Below are 19572 nucleotides of genomic sequence, written 5' to 3'. Positions count from 1 at the left end.
GACTCCTTGCCGCTGTGCACATGAGCGCTCGTGGCGCAGCGGCCACGAGCGCCCACAGCATCGGCAGGCCGGATGAACTCGCGATGAACCGGTCCCGAAAGGGCCGGGAACACTCGGGGGACCGGGCAGACTTCACCCGCTGTCGAACCGGGTCAGCGGGCCGAGGTACCGTCCCGAGCGTGATGGGACGGGCACCTACTCCAGGTGCCACACCTCCCGCATGTCCCGCCACGTCTCACCGGGTCCGGCGCCCCGCCCGAAGGGTGTCTGGCACGGGTCCGTATGTGTCCACCACTCCCGGGTGACCGGGTCCTGCGCGATCCGCGCCATGTCGGCCGCGTGGTCGGCGCCGGTGTACTCGTAGTAGGCGAACAGCGTGTTCTCCAGGACGAAGATCGTGTAGTTGTGCACGTTGCAGGCCTGGAGGGTCGCCTCCACCTGCGGCCAGACCGCCGCGTGCAGCCGCAGGTACTCCTCGCGCTTCTCCGGGACTACGTCGACAACGAGACCATGTCGCTCCAGCACCATCGTCGAGATCACTCCTTCGGTCCGCCGGCGGCGAGGCGTCTGCCCTGGCCGTCCGGAGAGGTCATGTCGTCAGGCCGACGAGGCCGGCACCGTACCAGCGCGCCCCGGTCCGATGGAGATGGGTGGGACGCCACCGCGCGCCCTGAGCACCTGACACGTCGGCCTCGGACCCTTGTCAGTGACCCCGGCTACGTTGACGGTCATGGCTCGCCAGCGCTCCACCACCCCGCCCCGCCCGCTCGCTCCGGGCGACGTCGTCGTGACCTTGCACGAGAACCTCGGCGAGTGGACCGCCGCCCAGGTCACCCGGCTGGACGCGGACGAGGAGCTGGCCGACGTCCTCGATCTCGACTGGTCCAGCCCGGCTCGACCGGAGTCGCTCGCGGACCTGGGCGTCCTGCGTCCGCTGTCCCGGCACGCCGGCAGCTGGAACGGCCGACGCAGCCACTGCCACCATCCCTGGGTGCTGCCGCGCAGCTGCACGGTGCTCGGCAACGCGGAGCCGCTCGTGCCGGGATCGTCCCAGGCGTTCGGCCAGGGATGGAGTGTCGGTGACGCACTGTTCTGGGAGCGTCGCGTCGCCCGCGCCCGGAGTGACGAGGACCCGTGGGCGGAACCCGGCCGGCTGTCGGTCGAGGGTCCCGAGCTCCAGGTCCCGGACGGTGTCGACGCCCCGGCCGTCCGGCACCTGTTCGTGAACGGCGTCGCACGCCTCGACGCCGCAATCGTCGCCGCCGCCTTCCCGAACCTGACGACTCTCGCCCTGCACGGCGAGCTCGGCGAGCTGACGAACGCCGTAGCCCTCAACCAGCTCCCGAGACTGCGGGAGCTCTCGGTCACCGGGTACTTCGGGATGACGGCCGCAGACTGCGCCACCCCGGTGAGAACGCCCGAGCTGGAGCACGTCGACCTGCACGACGTCCCGCACGAGTACGCGACCGCGATGCGTCGCGTCTGGCGGCCCGAGGCCGCCCACGGCACCTACCTGAGCGTGACGGGCGCCCGGAAGCCCGGCTGGGTGGCCGAGAACAGGGACAACCCGCTGCGGGACTGGGACGGGCGCGCGGGCGTCAGCAAGGCCGCCTACCGGAAGTCAGTGGCGCAGTTCCGCAGGACCCGCCGTCAGCTCCTCGCTGCGCTCGACCACTCCCCGGGTGACCGGACGGCAGCCATGGAACGCATCGGCACCGAGTACGGCGAGGCGTTCAACGCCATCGACGACGCCGCCTCCAACGACCTCATCATGACCGAGGAACGCGAGGAGCTCTACGCGGCCGTGACCGGTGTGCTCGAGGCCGCGGCTGCCGAGCGCGGCATCGAGCTCACCGCCGAGCAGCGAGCGCTGCTCGACGGCATCGACGCGGTCCGCGACTGGTAGTCCAGGTCCGGACCGCTCACGGCGTGAGCAGCCGTGCCCCCTGCTGGGCCAGGACGCTGAGCTCGGCAGCCTTGAACGCGTGCTCCTGCGTCATCGCGGTCTCCGTGCGTTCGAGGCAGTCGATGACGAGCTGGCCGAAGAAGGGGAAGCCCACGTTCCCGTCCGCGACGAGGTGGTGCTCGCGCTCGCCGTCGACGAGGAACACGTGGCCCGGGCCCTCGTTCGTGCCGACGTTGGCGTACTTGCGCAGCTCGATGTAGCCATCGGTGCCCAGCACGAAGGTACGTCCGTCGCCCCAGGTGCTCAGGCCGTCCGGGGTGAACCAGTCGACGCGGCAGTAGCCGCTGGCGCCGTTGTCCATGACGATCGTCGCCTCGCCGAAGTCGTCGAGGCCCGGGTGCTCGGGGTGGTGGTAGTTCGCGATCGCCGAGTACCCGACCTCGGCGTCCTTGGCCCCGGCGAAGTGCAGCATCTGCTCGAAGTTGTGGCTGCCGATGTCACACAGGATCCCGCCGTACTTCTCCTTCTCGAAGAACCAGTCCGGACGTCCCGTGCCCAGGCGGTGCGGGCCGAGGCCCATGACCTGCAGCACGCGGCCGATCGCGCCCTGGTCGATGAGCTGGCCGGCCAGCACCGCCGCCTCGACGTGGATCCGCTCGGAGTAGTAGACGGCGTACTTGCGCCCGGTCCGCGCGGTCGCCTCCCGGGCCGCCGTGAGCTGGTCCAGGGTGGTCAGCGGAGCCTTGTCGGTGAAGTAGTCCTTGCCCGCCTCGATCACGCGCAGGCCCAGTGCACAGCGCTCCGAGGTGACCGCGGCGCCCGCGACGAGGAGGACGTCGTCGTCGTCGAGCACCTCGTCCTCGCTGCGCGCCACCCGCACGTCCGGGAACTTCTCCCGGAACGCCGTCACCTTTGCGGGGTCCGGGTCGTAGACCCACTTGAGCGTCCCACCGGCACTGATCAGGCCCTCGCACATCCCGTAGATGTGCCCGTGGTCGAGGCGCACTGCGGCGAACGGGAACTCACCCGGACGGACAACGGGGGCGGGTATCGGGTCGGGCGCGTAGGCGGCGCCGCTGGTCGTCGTCATGACGTCTCTGCTCTCTCTCAGACTTTCTCGGGCTCGGACTTTCTCGGGCTCGGACTTTCTCGGGCTCGGACTTTCTCGGGCTCGGACTTTCTCGGGCGGGTCAGTCGTCGCTGCTGCTGCCGACAGTGATGTCGCCGGGCAGCTCGGCCACCGAGGCCGTCTTCTCGAAGAAGCGCGGGGCCCGCTCGACGAGCGCGCCCGCGCGGTAGTACGGGTCGTGCGCCGGCAGCGGCAGGTCGACGGTGCGGCGCTCGATGCCCGCCACGTAGATGGCGGTGACGAGCTCGATGGCCCGGCGGCCGTCCGTGCCGTCCACGACGGGACGACGGCGCTCGCGCACCGCACCGAGCACGTCACCGATCTGCCCCGCGTGCCCCTCGTGCTCCAGCGGGGTGTGCGCCGCTGCGAGCGCCTCGATCTTGGTGGCGCGCGTGGCGTCTCCCCCGGCGGCCGGGAACCCGTTGGGCTCGGCGACGTCGGCGACGACCTTCCAGGGCTGGGACACCCGCGCGTGCCGGCCCTGGACGACGATGGCCTGCTCCTCACCGTGGTGCACCACGGAGCTGGTCACCTCGGCGAGCGCCCGGTCGTACTGCAGGACGGCCACCGAGAGGTCCTCGACCTCGGAGTTCTCGTGCGCGGCGTTGGTGAGCACCGCGGTGACGGCGCTGGGCGCGCCGAGCATCCACGCGGTGAGGTCCAGGTGATGGATGGCGTGGTTGAGCGTGCACCCGCCCCCCTCGGACTCCCACGTGCCGCGCCACCACAGGTCGTAGTACTCGGTGCCGCGCCACCACGCCGAGGAGACCTGCGCGTGCGAGACGGGGCCGATCAGGCCCGAGTCGAGCACCTCCTTGAGCGTGGCCATGTCGTCGCGGAAGCGGTTCTGCGCGACGACGGACAGGATCCGGTCGTTCTCGGCGGCGGCAGCGACCATCGCGTCGCACTCCTCGAGCGACGGTGCCATCGGCTTCTCGACGAGCACGTCGACGCCGGCCCGCAGGGCGGCGACCGTCAGCTCGGCATGCGTCGACGGCGGGGTCGCGATACTGACGAGGTCCAGGTCCTCGGCCGCGAGCAGGTCCTCGATGCGCTCGTAGGTCCGCACGGACGACAGGCCGAGCTCGGCGCGCACGGCGTCGGCCTTGCCGGGCGCGATGTCGCACAGGGCGACGATCGCGCACTCGGCCGCGAAGCGTCCGTAGCCGTCGATGTGGGTGCGGGCGATCCCGCCGGTCCCGATGATGCCGATCTTGAGCATTCTTCCTCCGGTCACTTGGCGGCGCTGGTCGAGCTCTGGACCTCGGCGATCATCGCGTTGGCCGCTTCCAGCGGTGTCAGCTCCTCGAACATGACCTCCTGCAGGTAGCGCTGCAGGATCGTATCGATGTCCGAGGCACCGTTCGGGACGATCGCAGGTGCCTCGCCCAGGTGCGGTTCGCGCTGCTCGGCGAAGTCGGCAGCCTTGCGCTCCTCGGGCGTGAGGTCCTGGCCGAGCGACTCGAGCGTCCGGGCGTTGGCCGGGATGCCCCGCTCCGTGCCGATGATCTTGGCCGCCTCGGGGTCGTTGACCAGGAAGTCGACGAGCAGCGCGGCCTCCCCCGGATGCTCGGACTTGGACGACACCGACCAGTACATCCCGGGCTTGAAGTAGTCGTAGTTCGTGGTGTCCTCGTCGGGGGTCGGCAGCTGCACCAGCTCGAGCTCGGCTCCGCTGGCCGCCGCATACGCGGTGATCATGGTCGAGGGCGTGAAGACGGCCGCGCTCTCGCCGGTAGCGAACGGCGTCTGGTCGAGCGCCAGGCCGGTGGACTCTGCCTGGTTCGACGCCGGGGCGGCGGCGCCGCTTGACGTCCAGTCGAGCGCTAGCTGGAAGAAGGCGGCCAGCGTCTCCGGCTGGATCACGATGTCGTCCTCGGAGAACAGCTGGTCTTCGTGCTGACGGGCAAAGAGCTGCAGGGCGAACTCGTTGTTCATGATGCCGGTGCCGAAGCTGTCGCCCGACGACTTCTCGGTGACCTTCTGGGCCCATGCCTCGAACTCGGCCCAGTCCCAGGTCGAGGTGTCGGGTAGCGGGACCCCGATCTCCGCGATCAGGTCGGTGTTCACCAGCAGGCCGGTCGAGGTGGTCGAGATCGGCATCCCGTAGAGGGCGTCGCCCCACGCGCCCATGTCCAGCACGGGCTGCTCCAGGCCTGAGGTGTCGAGCTGGGGCAGAGAGCCGAGGTCGACGAGGCTGCCGCGCGAGGCGTACGAGGACAGGTAGAGCTGATCCATCTGGATGACGTCGGCCGAGTTGCCCCCGGCCGTGGCGGTGGCGAGCTTCTCCCAGTAGCCGGTCCAGTCGGAGAACTCCGGTTCGACGGTGATGTTGGGGTACTTCTCCTCGAAGAGGTCGAAGACCTCCTGGGTACGGGCATGGCGCGTGTCGCCGCCCCACCACGTGACGCGGAGGGTGACGGGCCCGTCCGCGAGCTCGGTCGATCCCTGTGGCTGTGCGACACCGCACGCGACGAGCGTGAGCGTCATGGCCGTGGCGACGATGCCGACGACGGTCCGGCGGATCCGGTTCATAGCGGGTTCCTTCTCGTGCGGGGGCTCACTTGAGCCCGGTGGTGGCGATGCCCTGCACCAGGTACTTCTGGCCGAGGGCGAAGGCGAGGACGAGGGGCACGATGGCGACGACGCTCATCGCGAACATCCCGCCGAACGACGAGCTCGACTGCGCGTCGATGAAAGAGCGCAGCGCGATCGGGACCGTGTACCGCTGCGGGTCGGTCAGGTAGATGAGCTGGGAGAAGAAGTCGTTCCACGTCCAGATGAACGTGAAGATCGCGGTGGTGGCCAGGGCCGGCTTCATCAGCGGCAGGATGATCAGGAAGAAGATCCGGCCGTGTCCCGCTCCGTCGATGCGGGCGGCCTCGTCGAGCTCGCGCGGCAGCCCGCGGATGAACTGGACCATGAGGAAGATGAAGAACGCGTCGGTGGCCAGCAGCTTGGGGACGATGAGCGGCCAGAAGGAGTTCACGAGCCCCGCCTGCGCCCACAGGATGTACTGCGGCACGATCACGACGTGCACGGGCAGCATGATCGTGACGAGCATGTAGGCGAACGCCGGTCCCTGGAATCGGAACCGCAGACGGGCGAACGCGTAGGCCGCCATCGAGCAGCTCACGAGGTTGCCGATGATCGAGCCGATCACGACGAACGCCGAGTTGAGCAGGTACACGCTGAAGGGCCTGCCCAGCGCCGTCCAGCCGTAGACGTAGTTCTCGACGTGGAATGTCGTCAGCAGCAACGACGGGTTGCCGAAGATCTCGCCGTCCGGCCGCAGCGAGCTCACCACCATCCACAGCACCGGGTACAGGGTGGTGATGACACCCAGGACGAGCAGGGCGTGCTTGACGACCCTGCGGAGCACCTGACGGAACGGGCGGCTCTCGGGACGCCTGCGAGCGGCGCCCGGCGGCCCGGCGGGCTTCGGCCGGACGGTGCGGGCGGGCTGGTGCGGCACGGGTCGGATCGTGGACTCAGTTTTCATAGTGCACCCAGTACTTCGAGAGCCAGAAGTTGATGGCGGTGAATACGCCGATGATCAGGACGAGCAGCCAGGCGAGCGCCGACGCGTAGCCCATACGGAAGGACGAGAAGCCCTCCTGGTAGAGGTAGAGCGTGTAGAAGAGCAGCGAGTCGGACGGTCCACCGGTACCGCCGGAGACGATGAACGCCTGGGTGAAGGACGAGAACGAGTTGATGGTCGCCAGGACGAGGTTGAAGAAGATGATCGGCGTCAGCAGCGGCAGCGTGATGGCGCCGAACCTCCGCCACGGTCCCGCGCCGTCCGTGGCGGCGGCCTCGTAGAGCTCGACCGGGATCTGCCGCAGGCCGGCCAGGAAGATCACCATCGGTGACCCGAAGGTCCAGATGTGCAGCAGGATGATCGTTCCCAGCGCCGTATCCGGACTGCCGATCCAGCTCGTGGTGCTGTGGATGCCGACGACGCCGAGCAGCGCGTTGACGAGCCCGTCGCTCCCGAACACCAGACGCCACAGCACCGCGATCGCCACGGAGGCACCGAGCAGGCTGGGCAGGTAGAAGGCCGAGCGGTAGATCGCCCGGCCACGTAGCCCACGGTCGAGCAGCAACGCGAGCGCGAGCGCCACCAGGAGCTGCCCCGGCACCCCGACGAGGACGTAGACGAACGTGACCACCAAGGACTGGTGCAGCCGGGTGTCGGTGAGCATGCGCTCGAAGTTGGCGAGACCGATCCAGCTCGCGTTCTGCAGCAGGTTGTAGTCGGTGAACGCCAGGTACAGGGACGCGAGGATCGGGCCGAGCGTGAGCACGAGCGCGCCGAGCACCCAGGGCCCGAGGAACGCGAGTGCCGCCTTGTTGTCCGGCGTGGCCTGCGGGGACCTGCGAGCCAGCCGTTGCAGCTCGACGACAGACATGGACACCTCCTCCTTGAGGGTCGTGGCCCGCATCCGGGGCCGGTGATACGTGTCACTGGTGATACGTGCCACTATAGTTGAGCCTGCTGGGACCACTGTCAAGGGCATGGAGAATATGAACGTGTCACTACCGCCAACCAGCCGTGACGTCGCGCGCATCGCCGGCGTCTCCCAGACGACGGTGTCCTACGTCCTGACGGGGAAGGGCGCGATCTCCCCGGCGACCCGCGAGCATGTGCTGAAGGTCGCCGACTCGATCGGCTACCGCCCGAACCTCGCCGCACGGTCGATGCGCACACGCCGGTCCGGACGCCTCGCCGTGATCATGGGGGTCGCGTTCGACAACCAGATCCGCATGCTGACCGGCGCGGGCGACGTCGCGAACGAAGCCGGCTACGTCATGGAGACCCACAGCGTCGAGGGCACCGTGGAGGACCGGACCGAGCGCGTGCTCGAGCTGGCCGCCGGCGGGCAGTACGAGGGGATCCTGACGTTCGTCCCGGTGCTCGGCTCGGCCCTGTCGGACGGCCAGGACACCCCTCCGGTCCTGGCCGCGACGGCGTTCGACGAGCAGATGCGGAGCGTGGGCGAGCTGGCCGACGCCGGCCTGATCGAGGTGTTCGTCCGCGCGCTCGTCGCGGCAGGTCACCGCCGGTTCGTGCACGTCGCGGGGCCGCAGGGCTTCTCGTCGGCGCGCTCCCGCCATGACACCTACCTCGCCTCGGTCAAGCGCCTCGGCGTCGAGTCGCTCGGTGTGCTGGGCGGGGAATGGCCGGCCGAGACCGGCCGGCAGGCCGTTCTGGCGCTGCCCGACGACGCTCCCCCGGTCGCGGTCATCGCGGCCAACGACGACCTGGCCATCGGCGTCCTGCGCGGTGCCGCCGAGCGCGGCTGGACCGTACCCGGCGACCTCGTGGTGACCGGCTGGGACAACGCCCGGTTCGGCGCCTACACCATGCCGTCGCTCACGACCGTCGACGTCGACTTCCGGGCGGCCGGGGGCCACGCCATGCGGCTCCTCGTCGCGGCGCTCCGCGGCGAGGAGCCGCCGCCGCAGGGGGACTCCCTGCAGCACATCGTCTGGCGAGAGTCGACGGGCGCGGCCGAGCCCCCGCGATGACGCATCGCGGCGGCTCCCCACTTGACCCGGACCGCCCGGCGGCGGAGCGTGAGGAGGGACGGCAGCGCCGTCCGGACGCTGCTGGCGAGCACAGGGAGTCCGCCATGTACCTACGCACCACCGAGATCAACGGAGAACCCACCAGCATCGAGGAAGGGCTGCGGCTCGTCCGGGAGGAGATCTTCCCGGCCGTCTCCGCGATGGACGGCTGTGTCGGGATGTCCATGCTGGTCGACCGGAAGTCGGCGCGCTGCGTCACCACCACCGCGTGGTCGTCGCGGGACGCGATGCAGGCGAGCGCCGCCTCGGTGCGCCCGCTGCGCGACCGGGCCGAGCGCGCGCTCGGCAGCACCACCGGCAGGTACGTCCACGAGTGGGAGGCCGCCGTCGTCCACCGTGACCGCGCCGTGCCCGACGGCGGCTGCGCCCGCCTCACCTGGCTGAGCGGTGCCCGGGACATGGTCGAGGACGCCATCGACATGTACCGGATGGTGATCGTGCCGCAGATCCAGCAGCTCGACGGGTTCTGCAGCGCCAGCCTGATGGTCGACCGGGAGACCGGCCGGCTCGTCAGCACCACCGCCTTCGACAGCCCGGAGGCTCTCGCGGCCAGCCGCGCGCTCACTGCCGGCATCCGCGAACGGGCCGCCGCCGAGCTGGGCGCCACGGTCGACGACGTGGAGGAGATGGAGATCGCGTTCGCGCACCTCCACGTGCCGGAGATGGCCTGACGCCGCCCCGGCCGCACGTGCGGGGCGCCGTCAGTCGCCGCGCCCCGCACCGCGGTCGGGTGCGTCCATGTCGCCCGTCGCCGGGATGCCCTCGGCCAGCCCGTAGCACAGGTGCACGGCGCCCTTCGGACCGGCCGCGGGCGGTTCGAGGAGCGTGAGGTTGGTGGGCACCTCGCCGCCGTCGAACACCTTCTTGCCGACGCCGAGCACGATCGGGTACAGCCAGAGATCGAGCCGGTCGAAGAGCTGCTCCCGCAGGAGCGTCTGGACCAGGTCGAGGCTCCCGACCACCTTGACGTGCTCGTGCCGGTCGCGGATCTCCCGCACCGCGGCCGGGAGGTCGGGACCGAGCTGCGTGGACCCGGCCCACGTGAGGTCGGGGTTGCCGCGGGAGGCGACGTACTTCGGGACCCGGTTGAAGAGCGTGGCGATCTGGCTGTCCTGGCCACCCTCCTGGTGCGGCCAGTAGGCGGCGAAGATGTCGTACGTCCGCCGGCCGAGCAGCAGGGCGTCGGTGTCCTCGTACGCGGCGTCGATCTGCGCACCGGCGACGTCGTCCAGCAGGGGCGCCTGCCAGCCGCCGAACGTGAACGCCACCGGGTCCTCGTCCGGCCCGCCGGGCGCCTGTGCGACAAGGTCGAGGGTGGCGAACAGCTCGATCTCGATGTGGCCCATGATGTGCTCCCGGTGCTCGTTCGGCTGGTCGGGAGGTAGACCGGTGGGCCCCGGCGAACTCATCGCGACCGGCCGGGTCGTTGCCGCGGCTAACTATCTGGCAAGATGTTGGGCGTGACCGGAACGGGCGAACCAGCCGACGATCCGGCGTTCCGCTTCCGCGACATCGCCGTCGTCGCCTACCTGCCGTCCGTCGTCAGCTCGATCGGCCACGGCGCCGTCCTACCGGTGCTGGCGCTCCACGCCGCCGACCTCGGGGCGAGCACCGCCATGGCGGCGTTCGTGGTCGCGCTCCTCGGCATCGGGCAGCTGGCCAACTCCCTGCCCTCGGGCGCGCTGGTGGCGCGGCTCGGCGAGCGCCGCACCCTGGTGGTCGCCGGGCTCGTCGACGCGGTGGCGATGCTCGCCGCCTTCCTGGTGCCCTCGGTCTGGCTGCTGTGCGTGTGCGTCTTCGTCAGCGGGATGAGCTGGACGGCGTTCCTGCTCGCTCGGCAGGGGTTCCTGATCGACGCGGTGCCGATCAGCCACCGGGCGCGCGGCATGGCGCTGCTGGGCGGCTCGATGCGTCTCGGCGTCCTGGTCGGTCCGCTGCTGGGAGCGCTGCTGATCCACCTGCTCGAGGTCCGTTCGGTGTTCGTGCTCGCGGCGTGCGCGTCGTTCGCCTCGGCCCTGATCGTGACCCGGATGCCGGACTTCGGCCGCGTGGCCCGCACCGCCACCCCGCTGCCCGTGCACTCGGTGCTGTGGGATCACCGGCGCACGCTGCTCACCCTCGGTGTGGCCGTCATCATCATCGGCGCCTCCCGGTCGGTACGCACGGGCCTGCTGCCGCTGTGGGCCGATCACGTCCACATCTCCGCAGCGGTGGTCTCGCTCCTGTTCGCGGTCGCGGCGACCATCGACATCGCGCTCACGCTGCCGGGCGGCTGGCTGCTCGATACCCGGGGCCGACAGGTGGTCGCGGTCCCGGTGGTCCTCGCGGTCGGCGTCGGGTGCCTGCTGCTCCCGCTGACCGACACCGCGCTCGGCGTCGGGCTCGTGATGGCGGTGATCGCGCTCGGCAACGGGCTCGGTTCAGGGATCGTGATGACCCTCGGGGCCGATGCGGCACCCGAGGCGGGCCGCGCCCAGTTCCTCGGCGGGTGGCGGCTGTGCGGTGACATCGGCAACACCGGCGGGCCCCTGCTCGTCGCCGCGGTGGCCGCCGTCGCGCCGCTGGCTGCCGCGCCGGTGCTCATCGGCGTGCTGGCGCTGCTCGGTGCGATCTGGGTGGGCCACTGGACGGGCAAGGCCGACCACAGGCGCCGCGAGTAGGCGGTCGGCGGCCCTACCGGTCCGCCGCCGGCCCGGCCGGGCCGCCCGACGACGTCTCCGCCCCGGTGTGCAGGATCTCGCGTGCCTGCTCCGCCGCACGGGCGATGCTCTCGGCGATGAAGTCCATGAACCGTGCGATGTTCTCCAGCCGGACGGCGGCCGGCGTGTCGCGGCCGAGCACGCTGACCCCCTGCCGCGCGGTCACCGCGAGCTGGGTGTTGGCCTGCGCGCCCGCGAGCGTGGCCTGGTAGAAGAGCTCGTCGTCGACGACGTACCGGTCGCGGCGCCCGTCGGCACGTTCCCGGCGGACGAGGCTCTGCCCCTCCAGGAACGAGACCGCCTTGGAGACGGATGCCGGGCTGACCTGCAGCCGCTGGGCCAGCTGGGACGCGGTGAGGCTGCCCGCGTCCGCGATGAACAGGGCCGCCAGCACCCGGGCTGTCATCCGGGGCAGGCCCGAACCCATGAGGACCGTGGTGAGCGTCTCCTCGTAGTCGGCGACGGCCGCGGCGTCCCGGCCGTGCGGCTGAGGAGCGGCGACCGCCCCGCTGCGGACGGCGGGCCCGCGCCGGTGAGCGCGGCGCTCGGTGGCGCGATGGGCCAGGTCGGGCCGGTAGGCGGTGGGGCCGCCGTTGCGCATGACCTCACGCGTCACGGTCGACGTCGGCCGGCCGAGGCGTCTTGCTATCTCGGCGTAGGGAAGCGCATCGGCCAGCCCCAGCGCGATCTGCTGGCGCTCCTGCTTGGTGAGCCTGCCTCCGGGCATCGTGATCTCCCTCGTGGTCGCCGGTCCTGACCTGCTCCGGACACCATAGCGTTCACCACTCTTTCATTGCAACGGTGGGGCGAAGATGCATTGCATTGCTTCTTGACTCGTTGCAACAGTTTATCCGCTCTGACCTGCACGTATGTTGTGCGGGTGCAATCTCATCGTTGCCGGAATCGCGAACGCAACGTAGCGTTTCCGACATCAGAAACACCGGGAACCACCGAGCAGAGGAGCAGAACCCATGCAGAACTTCGACACCCCCGCCGCCATCTCCGTCGTCCTGGACATCCCCGCCGGCCGGGTCCAGCTCATCGCCGCCGACCGCACGGACACCACCGTGGAGGTGCTGCCCGCCGACGCCGCGAAGAGCCGCGACGTCCGGACCGCCGAGCAGACCACCGTCACCTACGCCGAGGGCATCCTGCGGATCGCTGCCACCGCGCCCGAGAACAAGGTCGTCGGCCACTCCGGTGCCGTCGAGGTGACGGTCCAGCTGCCCGCCGGCTCCCGCGTCGAGGCCACGTCCGCCAGCGCGGAGCTCCGGGGCGTCGGACGGCTCGGCGAGGTCGTCTTCGAGGGCGTGTACCGCCAGATCAAGCTCGACGAGGCCGACAGCGTCCGCCTCAGCGCCGTCGACGGCGACGTCGAGGTCGGCCGCCTCACCGGGCCCGCGGAGATCAGCACCCAGCGGGGCGCCATCCGGATCGCCGAGGCCGTGCGCGGAACGGTCGTCCTCAGCACCCAGTCCGGCGACATCTCCGTCGCCGCCGCCACCGGGGTCTCGGCCACCCTCGACGCCGGCACCAGCCTCGGCCGTATCAGCAACTCCCTCAAGAACGACGGTGCCACCGAGCTCGACATCCGCGCCACCACCCTGCAGGGCGACATCAGCGCCCGCAGCCTCTGACCCGGCTCCCGGGCCCGCGCTCGCCGCGGGCCCGGCGCAGCCACCCACGGCAGCCAACCCACCCGAGACGTTCCGGACGACCAGGAGATGAAGATGACCGACACCAGCACTTCCTCGACCGACGCGCAGTGGACCGGCATGGTGCCGGTCGACGACACGGCCCTGGCCGTCACCGACTCCGGCGGCTCCGGCATCCCGGTGGTCTACCTCAACGGCCAGTTCGCCACCCAGGGGTACTGGCGGCGCACTGTCGCCGAGCTCGGGCCGGAGTTCCGGCACATCACCTACGACGAGCGTGCTCGCGGCAAGCGGTCGCTGCGCTCGGCGGACTACTCGTTCGAGGCGGCCGTCCGGGACGTCGACGCGGTTCTCGCGGCGCGGGGCGTGGACCGGGCGCTCCTGGTGGGCTGGTCCTACGGGGCGTTCGTCGCCGCGCACTGGGCGAGCCGCGACCCGGACCGCGCCCTCGGCGTGGTCCTGGTGGACGGCGCGTACCCGTACGACTGGATCGACGAGGCCATGGAGCGGCGGATCCGCACGATGTTCCGGCGCATGAGCTGGTTCATGGTCCCGCTGCGCGTCACGGGTCTCGCGCCGCGGATGAGCGCCGACCAGCAGGCCGACAGCAACATCGAGCTCGGCCACGTCTCCCGCACGAGCGAGCTCGGCCCCGTGCTCGACCGCATCACCGTCCCGACGCGGTACGTCGTCGCGTCGGGCACGTCGCTGGGCAGCAAGGGCGACGAGCAGGAACGCATCCGGACCAGCCTGGACGGAGTGACCGCCCGCAACGCGAACATCAAGGTCAGCGCGAAGGTCGCCAGCAACCACGGCGCGATCCTGAAGAAGGACGCCCCGGCCATCGCGGGCGCGGTCCGCGAGGTAGCGGGCTCCTGACCCGTCAGGGCGCTCCACGGCTCGGGCGCTCGGCGGCCGCGGCCCGGCTCGTGCGCAGGTGGTCGTGGGCGAGCCGGGCGGCGGTCTCCGCGGCGCCGGCGCGGACGGCGTCGAGGAGAGCCCGGTGCTCGGCGGCGATGCCGGCGAGGTCGGCATGCTGGGCCAGCAGCCACCGCACCCGGCTGGCGGTGACGGCGTGCAGCTCCGCGAGCACCGGATTGCCGGCGGCGCTCACGACCACCTCGTGGAAGTCCGCCGCCGCCCGGCGCGCCCCCGGACCGTCCCCGGCGGCCGCGGCGGCGGTCTCGCGCTCCCACGCCTCGGTCATCGCCGCGAGCTGCTCCGGCGTGCGGCGCTGGGCGGCGAGCCGGAAGTGCAGCGGATCGGTGGCCTCGCGCACCTCCTGCAGGTGCGCGACGTCGGCGTCGGTGAACTCCCGCACGACCGCCCAGCTGCGCGGCCGCGGCGTCACCAGCCCCTCCGCGGCGAGCGCACGCAGCGCGTCCCGCACCGGGATGCGGCTCACGTCCAGCTCCGCGGCGAGGTCACGCTCGACGAGCCGGCTTCCGGGTGCACGCGTGCCGTCGACGATCTGCTCCCGCACCACTCGCGCGACGCGCCGGGACTCGGGCTCGAAGTCGCTCGCGGGGCCGGGGCCGGCTTCGCCTGACGGCAGGGTCATGGCGCCATCCTGCCAGGCGCGTCCTCCTGCCCGGCGCGCCCGCCTGCCCCCGGAGCGGCATCCAAGCGCGTCCCGCAAATGGGATACCATTTTGGGATGCCTCGTCCCGTCCCCCGCCGCAGCAGCCTGAGCACCGGGTCCCTCGTCGCCGCCGGGGTCGCCTGCGTCCTGCTGGCCGGGTGCGCGCAGGACGCCCCTGCCGCCGGATCAGCGGAGGCGTCCGGCCCGAGCGCCCGGCCGTCGACGTCGCCCTCGCCCGCCGCGCCGCCGCCGAGACCGACGGCGACAGCACCGAACCGGCGGACCGGGCCGGCGACCCGCAGCTCCTGCTGGTCACGCAGGCGGACCGGGACTCGGTCGCCGTCGTCAACCCGCGTGACCGTGACGGTTCCGCCGTCGTCGACGAGATCACCGTGGGCGCGGCGCCGTGGGACGTCGCCGTCCACCCGGAGAGCGGACGCGCCTTCGTCTCCACGGCGCTGGGCGTCGCCGTGGTCGACGTCGCCACGGGTGAGCGGACCCGGTTGCTCGACTACCGCCACCGCCCCCGCGAGGTCGCGTACGGCGAGTACCGGCCGGGCGGGCTCGGTCTCGCCGTCTCCGCCGACGGCAGCACCGTGCACGTCGCCGTGAGCACGGGGGACGAGGCGTTCCTCGAGACCATCGACGTGGGCACGGGTCGGGTCGAGCGCTCCACGCCGGTCGGACGACGGCCGTTCGACGTGCTGATCAGCCACGACGGCCGCGAGGTCTACACGATCGACCACGACGGGTTCACCGTCACCGTCGTCGACACCACCACGTTCGACGCCCGCGCCATCGAGGTGGCCCCGTTCGGCACCGAGGGCGGGCTCGCATCCTTCGAGAAGCCGCACTACGCGGTGCTGGACCCGGGTGGCGACCTCCTCCTGCCCTACCAGGGGCGGGCACTCGCCCGCGTCGACCCCGTCTCGGGCGAGGTGACCACCAGCGCGCTCGGTGCGGACACCCACCAGCACGGTGTGGCCCGCGCGGACGACGGCACCCTCGTCCTGGCCGGGAACGGACCGTTCGGCAACGCCGGAGGCGGCGCGAGCATCGAGGTCGTCTCTCCCGACGGCGGCTCCACCGTGCTGCCGACGGAGCGCCGTCACGAGACGGCGGCGATCTGGCAGGACGCCGACAAGACCTACGGCGTCCTGACCGGCGGATACACGCAGGACGGCGCCTGGGACGGGATGACGGTGGTCGCGCTCGACGCCGCCCTCGGCGGAACCGACGACTCGTACGAGATCCGCGTGCCGGGCCGCCCGCAGGCGGTCGTCCCCGTCACGCTCCCTCACCGGGAAGGAACCCCATGAGCACCACCACCGTCACCGTCCTGCGCGACGTGCGCCCCTGGGGCGGCGAGCGCAGCGACCTGCACATCGCCGACGGGCTGATCACGGCAGTGGTTCCGCACGCCCCGGTGCCGTCGACGGCCGAGGCACGGGAGGGCGCCACCGCCGGCGTCCTCGACGGCGGCGGGCTGCTCGCGCTGCCCGGCCTCGTCAACGCGCACGCCCACGTGGACAAGCCCTGGTGGGGCAAGCCGTGGGTGAGCTACGGCGGGGAGGGCGGCGTCCAGGGTCGCATCGCGCACGAGCGCGCCCATCGCGACGAGCTGGGCATCCCCGGCACGGACGTGACGCTCGCCGTGCTGCGCGAGTCGGTCCGCACCGGCACCACCGCCGTGCGCACGCACGTCGACGTCGACCTGGGCGTCGGTCTGCGCGGCATCGAGGTGGTGCGCGAGGCGGTCAGCGAGCTGGGTGGCGCGATCACCGCGCAGATCGTGGCGTTCCCGCAGGACGGCGTGCTGCGCCGCCCGGGCGTCCTGCAGCTGCTCGACGACGCTGCTGCCGCGGGCGCCGAGCACGTCGGCGGCCTCGACCCCGCCTCCATCGACCGCGATCCCGTCGGACAGCTCGACGGGCTGTTCGCGATCGCGGAACGGCGAGGCGTCGGCATCGACGTCCACCTGCACGACGGCGGGGAGCTCGGCGCCTTCCAGATCGAGCTGATGATCGACCGCACGGTGCGCGCCGGCCTCCAGGGCAAGGTCAACGTGGCGCACGGCTTCGCCGTCGGACAGCTGCCTGCCACCCGCCAGGCCGAGCTGGTCGCGGCGATGGGCGAGGCGGGCATCACGATGACCACGGTCGCACCGATCGGCGCCGCTCCCCTGCCGCTGCGCGCGCTGCGCGACGCCGGGATCGCGGTCGGTCTCGGCACCGACGGCATCCGCGACCTGTGGTCCCCCTACGGCACCGGCGACCTGCTGACGCTGACCACGCAGCTCGCCCGCCTGTCCGGGTTCCGGTACGACGAGGACCTGGTCGCCGCGGCCCGGATCGCGTCGGTGGACGCCGGCCGCTTCGTGGGGCGCGCCACGCACGACCTGGTGGCGGGAGCGCCCGCCGACGTCGTGCTCGTCGATGCCGAGAACGTGCCCGACGCCGTCGTCCGCGCCCCGCGCCGCGCACTGGTGGTCGCGGGCGGCCGGGTCGTCGCCCGCGACGGTGAGGTGCTGGTCTGACGGCGGCTGTGGCGGCAGGCAAGTTCGGTCGGTTGGGATGCGCGGCGGCCGTGCAGCAGATGAGTTCGGTCGGTTGGGATGAGATCGGTCGGTTGATTGACCGATCTCATCCCAACCGACCGAACTCACGTGCTGGACAGTGCAGGGGACCGAACTCATGGCACTGCCACCAGCACCAGCACCAGCACCAGCACCACATTGATCGAACCAATCCCCTGCCTCTTGCCCCCGAGTCTTGACCGTTGCGCCTGGCATCCGTAGATTGCTGGCAGTTCATCGGATGTTTGCAAGGGAGCAGGCATGGCCACGATCACAGGTGTCCGCGTCGAGGACGTGCGGTTTCCGACGTCGGTCACCGCCGACGGTTCCGACGCGATGAACAAGGACGCCGACTACTCGGCGGCCTACGTCGTCCTGGAGACGGACGCGCCCGACCCGGACGATCCCGGCGGCACGCTCGGCGGGTACGGGCTGACGTTCACCATCGGCCGGGGCAACGACATCGTCGCCGAGGCCGCACGCCAGCAGGCGGCGGCGCTGGTGGGCCGGGACGTGGACCAGCTGGCCGCCGACATGGGCGCCGTCCACCGCGACCTGACCGCCGACAGTCAGCTGCGCTGGCTCGGACCGGAGAAGGGTGTCGTGCACCTGTCGCTGGCCGCCGTGCTCAACGCCGCCTGGGACCTGGTCGCACGCCGTGCGGGCAAGCCGCTGTGGCGCCTGCTGGTCGACATGACGCCGGAGGAGCTGGTCGACGTCGCCGACCTGCGCTACCTCTCGGACGCGCTGACCCGCGACGAGGCGCTCGCGATCCTCCGCACGCACGAGGACACCAAGCAGGAGCGGGTCGCCGCCCTGGAGCGCACCGGCTACCCGGTGTACACGACGTCGGCCGGGTGGCTCGGCTACAGCGACGACAAGCTGCGGCGCCTGTGCCAGGAGGCCGTCGACGCCGGCTACCAGCACGTGAAGCTCAAGGTCGGCGCCGACCTCGGCGAGGACCTCCGTCGTCTGACGATCGCACGCGAGGTCCTGGGGCCGGACCGTGCCCTGATGATCGACGCCAACCAGGTCTGGGACGTGCCGGAGGCCATCGAGTGGATGGGCGCGCTGGCGCGGTTCGACCCCCTGTGGATCGAGGAGCCCACGTCGCCCGACGACATCCTCGGGCACGCGGTGGTGCGCCGCGCCGTCGCACCGATCGGGGTGGCGACGGGCGAGCACTGCCACAACCGTGTGATGTTCAAGCAGCTCTTCCAGGCCGGCGCCATCGACTACTGCCAGCTCGACACCGGTCGGCTCGCGAGCATCAACGAGATCGTCGCCGTCCTGCTGCTCGCGGCGAAGTTCGGTGTGCCGGTGTGCCCGCACGCGGGCGGCGTCGGGCTCTGCGAGATGGTGCAGCACGTCTCCGTGCTCGACTACGTGGCGATCGGCGCCGACCTCACCGGCCGGGTGACCGAGTACGTGGACCACCTGCACGAGCACTTCACCGACCCGTGCCTCGTCGCGGACCGGGGCGCGGGCACCGCCTACGTGCTCCCGGCCCGGCCCGGCTACTCCACCCGGATGCACGAGGAGTCCCTGGACCGCTTCCGGTTCCCGCACGGGACGTACTGGGTGCGCGATACTGCGGACCATGTCCCGCACTGACGAGGTCGTCGACGGCATCCGCAGGATGATCCTCGACGGACGGCTCCGACCCGGCGACCGGCTGCCGGTCGAGAAGGACCTGGCCGACACGCTCCAGGTCTCGCGCGGCTCCCTGCGCGAGGGGGTGCGCGCCCTGTCGATCCTCGGCGTCGTGCACACCCGCCAGGGGGACGGCACCTACGTCACCAGCCTCGACCCGGCCCGCCTGCTCTCCCCCATGGCACTGGTGCTGGACCTGCAGGACGACGGCGCCATGCCCGCGTTCCACAGCGTGCGCCGCGTGCTCGAGACGGAGGCCGCCGGCCTGGCTGCCGGCCGGATGCCCGACGCCGCGGTCGCCGAGGCGCGGGCGATCCTGGACCAGGTCACCGACGTCCTGCAGGCCACGCCCGTGGACCACGACAAGTTCATCGAGATCGACATCGCGTTCCACCGCGTCATCGCGGCACACACCGGCAACCCGGTGCTGGAGGCGCTCATCGAGTCGTTCGCCGGCCGCACGGTCCGGGCACGCCTGTGGCGGGTGCTGCACACCGAGGGCATCGAGGAGCGCACGCACGACGAGCACGAGGCCATCTGGCGTGCGCTCGCGGCGCACGATCCGGAGGCGGCCCGGATCCGCATGGCGAGCCACCTGCTCGGCGTCGAGGACTCCCTCCCCAAACCGGAGAACCTGGACTAACTCTGCTGTCCAGCGAGGTTGCTCGGAGGCGGCCGGCGTGCGGTTCGCGCCGAACCGCAACCTGCGCGTCGCGGGTCAGGCGCCCGGGCGCGCCGAACCGCAACCTGCCCGTCCAGGAGCCGCCTCAGCCGAAGGTTA

Annotated in this window: 19 protein-coding genes; 10 read left to right on the top strand and 9 right to left on the bottom strand. The window is 71.5% G+C overall.

Annotated elements, in window-relative coordinates; translation table 11 throughout:
- Positions 1-195: 195 nt before the first annotated feature.
- Positions 196-528, bottom strand: coding sequence for an L-rhamnose mutarotase (locus ACFSL2_RS26405; RefSeq protein ID WP_377200696.1), 333 nt, complete (start codon positions 526-528; stop codon positions 196-198).
- Between the two features lie 202 nt (positions 529-730).
- On the opposite strand from ACFSL2_RS26405, the gene ACFSL2_RS26400 reads away from it, so the two are divergent.
- Positions 731-1906 (top strand): hypothetical protein, encoded by a 1176-nt coding sequence (locus ACFSL2_RS26400; RefSeq protein WP_377200695.1) that lies wholly within the window; start codon positions 731-733, stop codon positions 1904-1906.
- Positions 1907-1922: 16 nt separating this feature from the next.
- Here the strand turns inward: ACFSL2_RS26400 and ACFSL2_RS26395 are convergent, their stop codons facing one another.
- The 5 genes from ACFSL2_RS26395 to ACFSL2_RS26375 all read right to left on the bottom strand — a co-directional run bounded on the left by ACFSL2_RS26395 (position 1923) and on the right by ACFSL2_RS26375 (position 7447).
- Positions 1923-2996, bottom strand: a complete 1074-nt coding sequence (locus ACFSL2_RS26395) for a Gfo/Idh/MocA family protein (RefSeq protein ID WP_377200694.1) — start codon at positions 2994-2996, stop codon at positions 1923-1925.
- A 100-nt stretch (positions 2997-3096) separates the two neighbouring features.
- Positions 3097-4272 (bottom strand): Gfo/Idh/MocA family protein, encoded by a 1176-nt coding sequence (locus ACFSL2_RS26390; protein WP_377200693.1) that lies wholly within the window; start codon positions 4270-4272, stop codon positions 3097-3099.
- Positions 4269-5570, bottom strand: coding sequence for an ABC transporter substrate-binding protein (locus ACFSL2_RS26385; protein WP_377200692.1), 1302 nt, complete (start codon positions 5568-5570; stop codon positions 4269-4271). The genes ACFSL2_RS26390 and ACFSL2_RS26385 overlap by 4 nt, the downstream gene beginning before the upstream one ends.
- A 25-nt stretch (positions 5571-5595) precedes the next feature.
- A complete protein-coding gene (locus ACFSL2_RS26380; protein WP_377200691.1) occupies positions 5596-6537 on the bottom strand; it encodes a carbohydrate ABC transporter permease in 942 nt (313 codons plus the stop codon).
- Positions 6527-7447, bottom strand: coding sequence for a carbohydrate ABC transporter permease (locus ACFSL2_RS26375; RefSeq protein ID WP_377200690.1), 921 nt, complete (start codon positions 7445-7447; stop codon positions 6527-6529). Before ACFSL2_RS26375 ends, ACFSL2_RS26380 begins: the two co-directional genes overlap by 11 nt.
- 121 nt (positions 7448-7568) lie before the next feature.
- Between ACFSL2_RS26375 and ACFSL2_RS26370 the strand changes: the two genes are divergently transcribed.
- Complete coding sequence (locus tag ACFSL2_RS26370; protein ID WP_377200689.1) at positions 7569-8567, top strand: LacI family DNA-binding transcriptional regulator; 999 nt, start codon at positions 7569-7571, stop codon at positions 8565-8567.
- A 104-nt stretch (positions 8568-8671) separates the two neighbouring features.
- Positions 8672-9298 carry an antibiotic biosynthesis monooxygenase gene (locus ACFSL2_RS26365; protein WP_377200688.1) on the top strand — a complete coding sequence of 209 codons (627 nt, stop codon included), beginning with the start codon at positions 8672-8674 and terminating at the stop codon, positions 9296-9298.
- A 30-nt stretch (positions 9299-9328) separates the two neighbouring features.
- Here the strand turns inward: ACFSL2_RS26365 and ACFSL2_RS26360 are convergent, their stop codons facing one another.
- Entirely contained in the window at positions 9329-9973 is a 645-nt protein-coding gene (locus ACFSL2_RS26360) for a dihydrofolate reductase family protein (protein WP_377200687.1), read from the bottom strand.
- Positions 9974-10087: 114 nt separating this feature from the next.
- Here ACFSL2_RS26360 and ACFSL2_RS26355 point away from each other — a divergent pair, with 114 nt between their 5' ends.
- A complete protein-coding gene (locus ACFSL2_RS26355) occupies positions 10088-11287 on the top strand; it encodes an MFS transporter (protein ID WP_377200686.1) in 1200 nt (399 codons plus the stop codon).
- A gap of 13 nt (positions 11288-11300) precedes the next feature.
- Here ACFSL2_RS26355 and ACFSL2_RS26350 read toward each other — a convergent pair whose 3' ends face one another.
- Positions 11301-12053: a GbsR/MarR family transcriptional regulator gene (locus ACFSL2_RS26350; RefSeq protein WP_377200685.1), complete on the bottom strand. Its 753-nt coding sequence runs from the start codon at positions 12051-12053 to the stop codon at positions 11301-11303.
- A gap of 244 nt (positions 12054-12297) precedes the next feature.
- Here ACFSL2_RS26350 and ACFSL2_RS26345 point away from each other — a divergent pair, with 244 nt between their 5' ends.
- Both ACFSL2_RS26345 and ACFSL2_RS26340 read left to right on the top strand, forming a co-directional pair.
- The gene (locus ACFSL2_RS26345) at positions 12298-12963 is read left to right on the top strand and encodes a DUF4097 family beta strand repeat-containing protein (protein WP_377200684.1); all 666 of its coding nucleotides are present in this window, start codon (positions 12298-12300) and stop codon (positions 12961-12963) included.
- A gap of 93 nt (positions 12964-13056) precedes the next feature.
- Entirely contained in the window at positions 13057-13860 is an 804-nt protein-coding gene (locus ACFSL2_RS26340) for an alpha/beta fold hydrolase (protein WP_377200683.1), read from the top strand.
- A 4-nt stretch (positions 13861-13864) separates the two neighbouring features.
- Here ACFSL2_RS26340 and ACFSL2_RS26335 read toward each other — a convergent pair whose 3' ends face one another.
- Positions 13865-14542 (bottom strand): GntR family transcriptional regulator, encoded by a 678-nt coding sequence (locus ACFSL2_RS26335; RefSeq protein WP_377200682.1) that lies wholly within the window; start codon positions 14540-14542, stop codon positions 13865-13867.
- Between the two features lie 179 nt (positions 14543-14721).
- On the opposite strand from ACFSL2_RS26335, the gene ACFSL2_RS26330 reads away from it, so the two are divergent.
- The 4 genes from ACFSL2_RS26330 (at position 14722) to ACFSL2_RS26315 (ending at position 19434) form a co-directional block, all read left to right on the top strand.
- Positions 14722-15882: a YncE family protein gene (locus ACFSL2_RS26330; RefSeq protein WP_377200681.1), complete on the top strand. Its 1161-nt coding sequence runs from the start codon at positions 14722-14724 to the stop codon at positions 15880-15882.
- Positions 15879-17099 carry an amidohydrolase gene (locus ACFSL2_RS26325; protein WP_377200680.1) on the top strand — a complete coding sequence of 407 codons (1221 nt, stop codon included), beginning with the start codon at positions 15879-15881 and terminating at the stop codon, positions 17097-17099. The genes ACFSL2_RS26330 and ACFSL2_RS26325 overlap by 4 nt, the downstream gene beginning before the upstream one ends.
- Positions 17100-17399: 300 nt before the next feature.
- Positions 17400-18752 carry an enolase C-terminal domain-like protein gene (locus ACFSL2_RS26320; protein WP_377200679.1) on the top strand — a complete coding sequence of 451 codons (1353 nt, stop codon included), beginning with the start codon at positions 17400-17402 and terminating at the stop codon, positions 18750-18752.
- Positions 18739-19434: a FadR/GntR family transcriptional regulator gene (locus tag ACFSL2_RS26315; RefSeq protein ID WP_377200678.1), complete on the top strand. Its 696-nt coding sequence runs from the start codon at positions 18739-18741 to the stop codon at positions 19432-19434. Before ACFSL2_RS26320 ends, ACFSL2_RS26315 begins: the two co-directional genes overlap by 14 nt.
- The last annotated feature ends 138 nt before the right edge of the window (positions 19435-19572 follow it).

Origin of the sequence: Promicromonospora aerolata (assembly GCF_042682255.1) — a bacterium.
Lineage (GTDB): Bacteria > Actinomycetota > Actinomycetes > Actinomycetales > Cellulomonadaceae > Promicromonospora > Promicromonospora aerolata.
Note: the sequence above shows the minus strand (reverse complement) of the source record. Positions and strands in the feature narration are given on the sequence as shown.

Excerpts from the sequence above, each read along its gene's own strand:
- ACFSL2_RS26345 (WP_377200684.1), top strand. The coding sequence starts at position 12,298 with ATGCAGAACTTCGACACCCCCGCCGCCATCTCCGTCGTCCTGGACATC.
- ACFSL2_RS26335 (WP_377200682.1), bottom strand. The coding sequence starts at position 14,542 with ATGACCCTGCCGTCAGGCGAAGCCGGCCCCGGCCCCGCGAGCGACTTC.
- ACFSL2_RS26405 (WP_377200696.1), bottom strand. The coding sequence starts at position 528 with ATGGTGCTGGAGCGACATGGTCTCGTTGTCGACGTAGTCCCGGAGAAG.
- ACFSL2_RS26320 (WP_377200679.1), top strand. The coding sequence starts at position 17,400 with ATGGCCACGATCACAGGTGTCCGCGTCGAGGACGTGCGGTTTCCGACG.
- ACFSL2_RS26380 (WP_377200691.1), bottom strand. The coding sequence starts at position 6,537 with ATGAAAACTGAGTCCACGATCCGACCCGTGCCGCACCAGCCCGCCCGC.
- ACFSL2_RS26350 (WP_377200685.1), bottom strand. The coding sequence starts at position 12,053 with ATGCCCGGAGGCAGGCTCACCAAGCAGGAGCGCCAGCAGATCGCGCTG.
- ACFSL2_RS26385 (WP_377200692.1), bottom strand. The coding sequence starts at position 5,570 with ATGAACCGGATCCGCCGGACCGTCGTCGGCATCGTCGCCACGGCCATG.
- ACFSL2_RS26325 (WP_377200680.1), top strand. The coding sequence starts at position 15,879 with ATGAGCACCACCACCGTCACCGTCCTGCGCGACGTGCGCCCCTGGGGC.
- ACFSL2_RS26400 (WP_377200695.1), top strand. The coding sequence starts at position 731 with ATGGCTCGCCAGCGCTCCACCACCCCGCCCCGCCCGCTCGCTCCGGGC.
- ACFSL2_RS26360 (WP_377200687.1), bottom strand. The coding sequence starts at position 9,973 with ATGGGCCACATCGAGATCGAGCTGTTCGCCACCCTCGACCTTGTCGCA.
- ACFSL2_RS26340 (WP_377200683.1), top strand. The coding sequence starts at position 13,057 with ATGACCGACACCAGCACTTCCTCGACCGACGCGCAGTGGACCGGCATG.
- ACFSL2_RS26365 (WP_377200688.1), top strand. The coding sequence starts at position 8,672 with ATGTACCTACGCACCACCGAGATCAACGGAGAACCCACCAGCATCGAG.
- ACFSL2_RS26395 (WP_377200694.1), bottom strand. The coding sequence starts at position 2,996 with ATGACGACGACCAGCGGCGCCGCCTACGCGCCCGACCCGATACCCGCC.
- ACFSL2_RS26315 (WP_377200678.1), top strand. The coding sequence starts at position 18,739 with ATGTCCCGCACTGACGAGGTCGTCGACGGCATCCGCAGGATGATCCTC.
- ACFSL2_RS26375 (WP_377200690.1), bottom strand. The coding sequence starts at position 7,447 with ATGTCTGTCGTCGAGCTGCAACGGCTGGCTCGCAGGTCCCCGCAGGCC.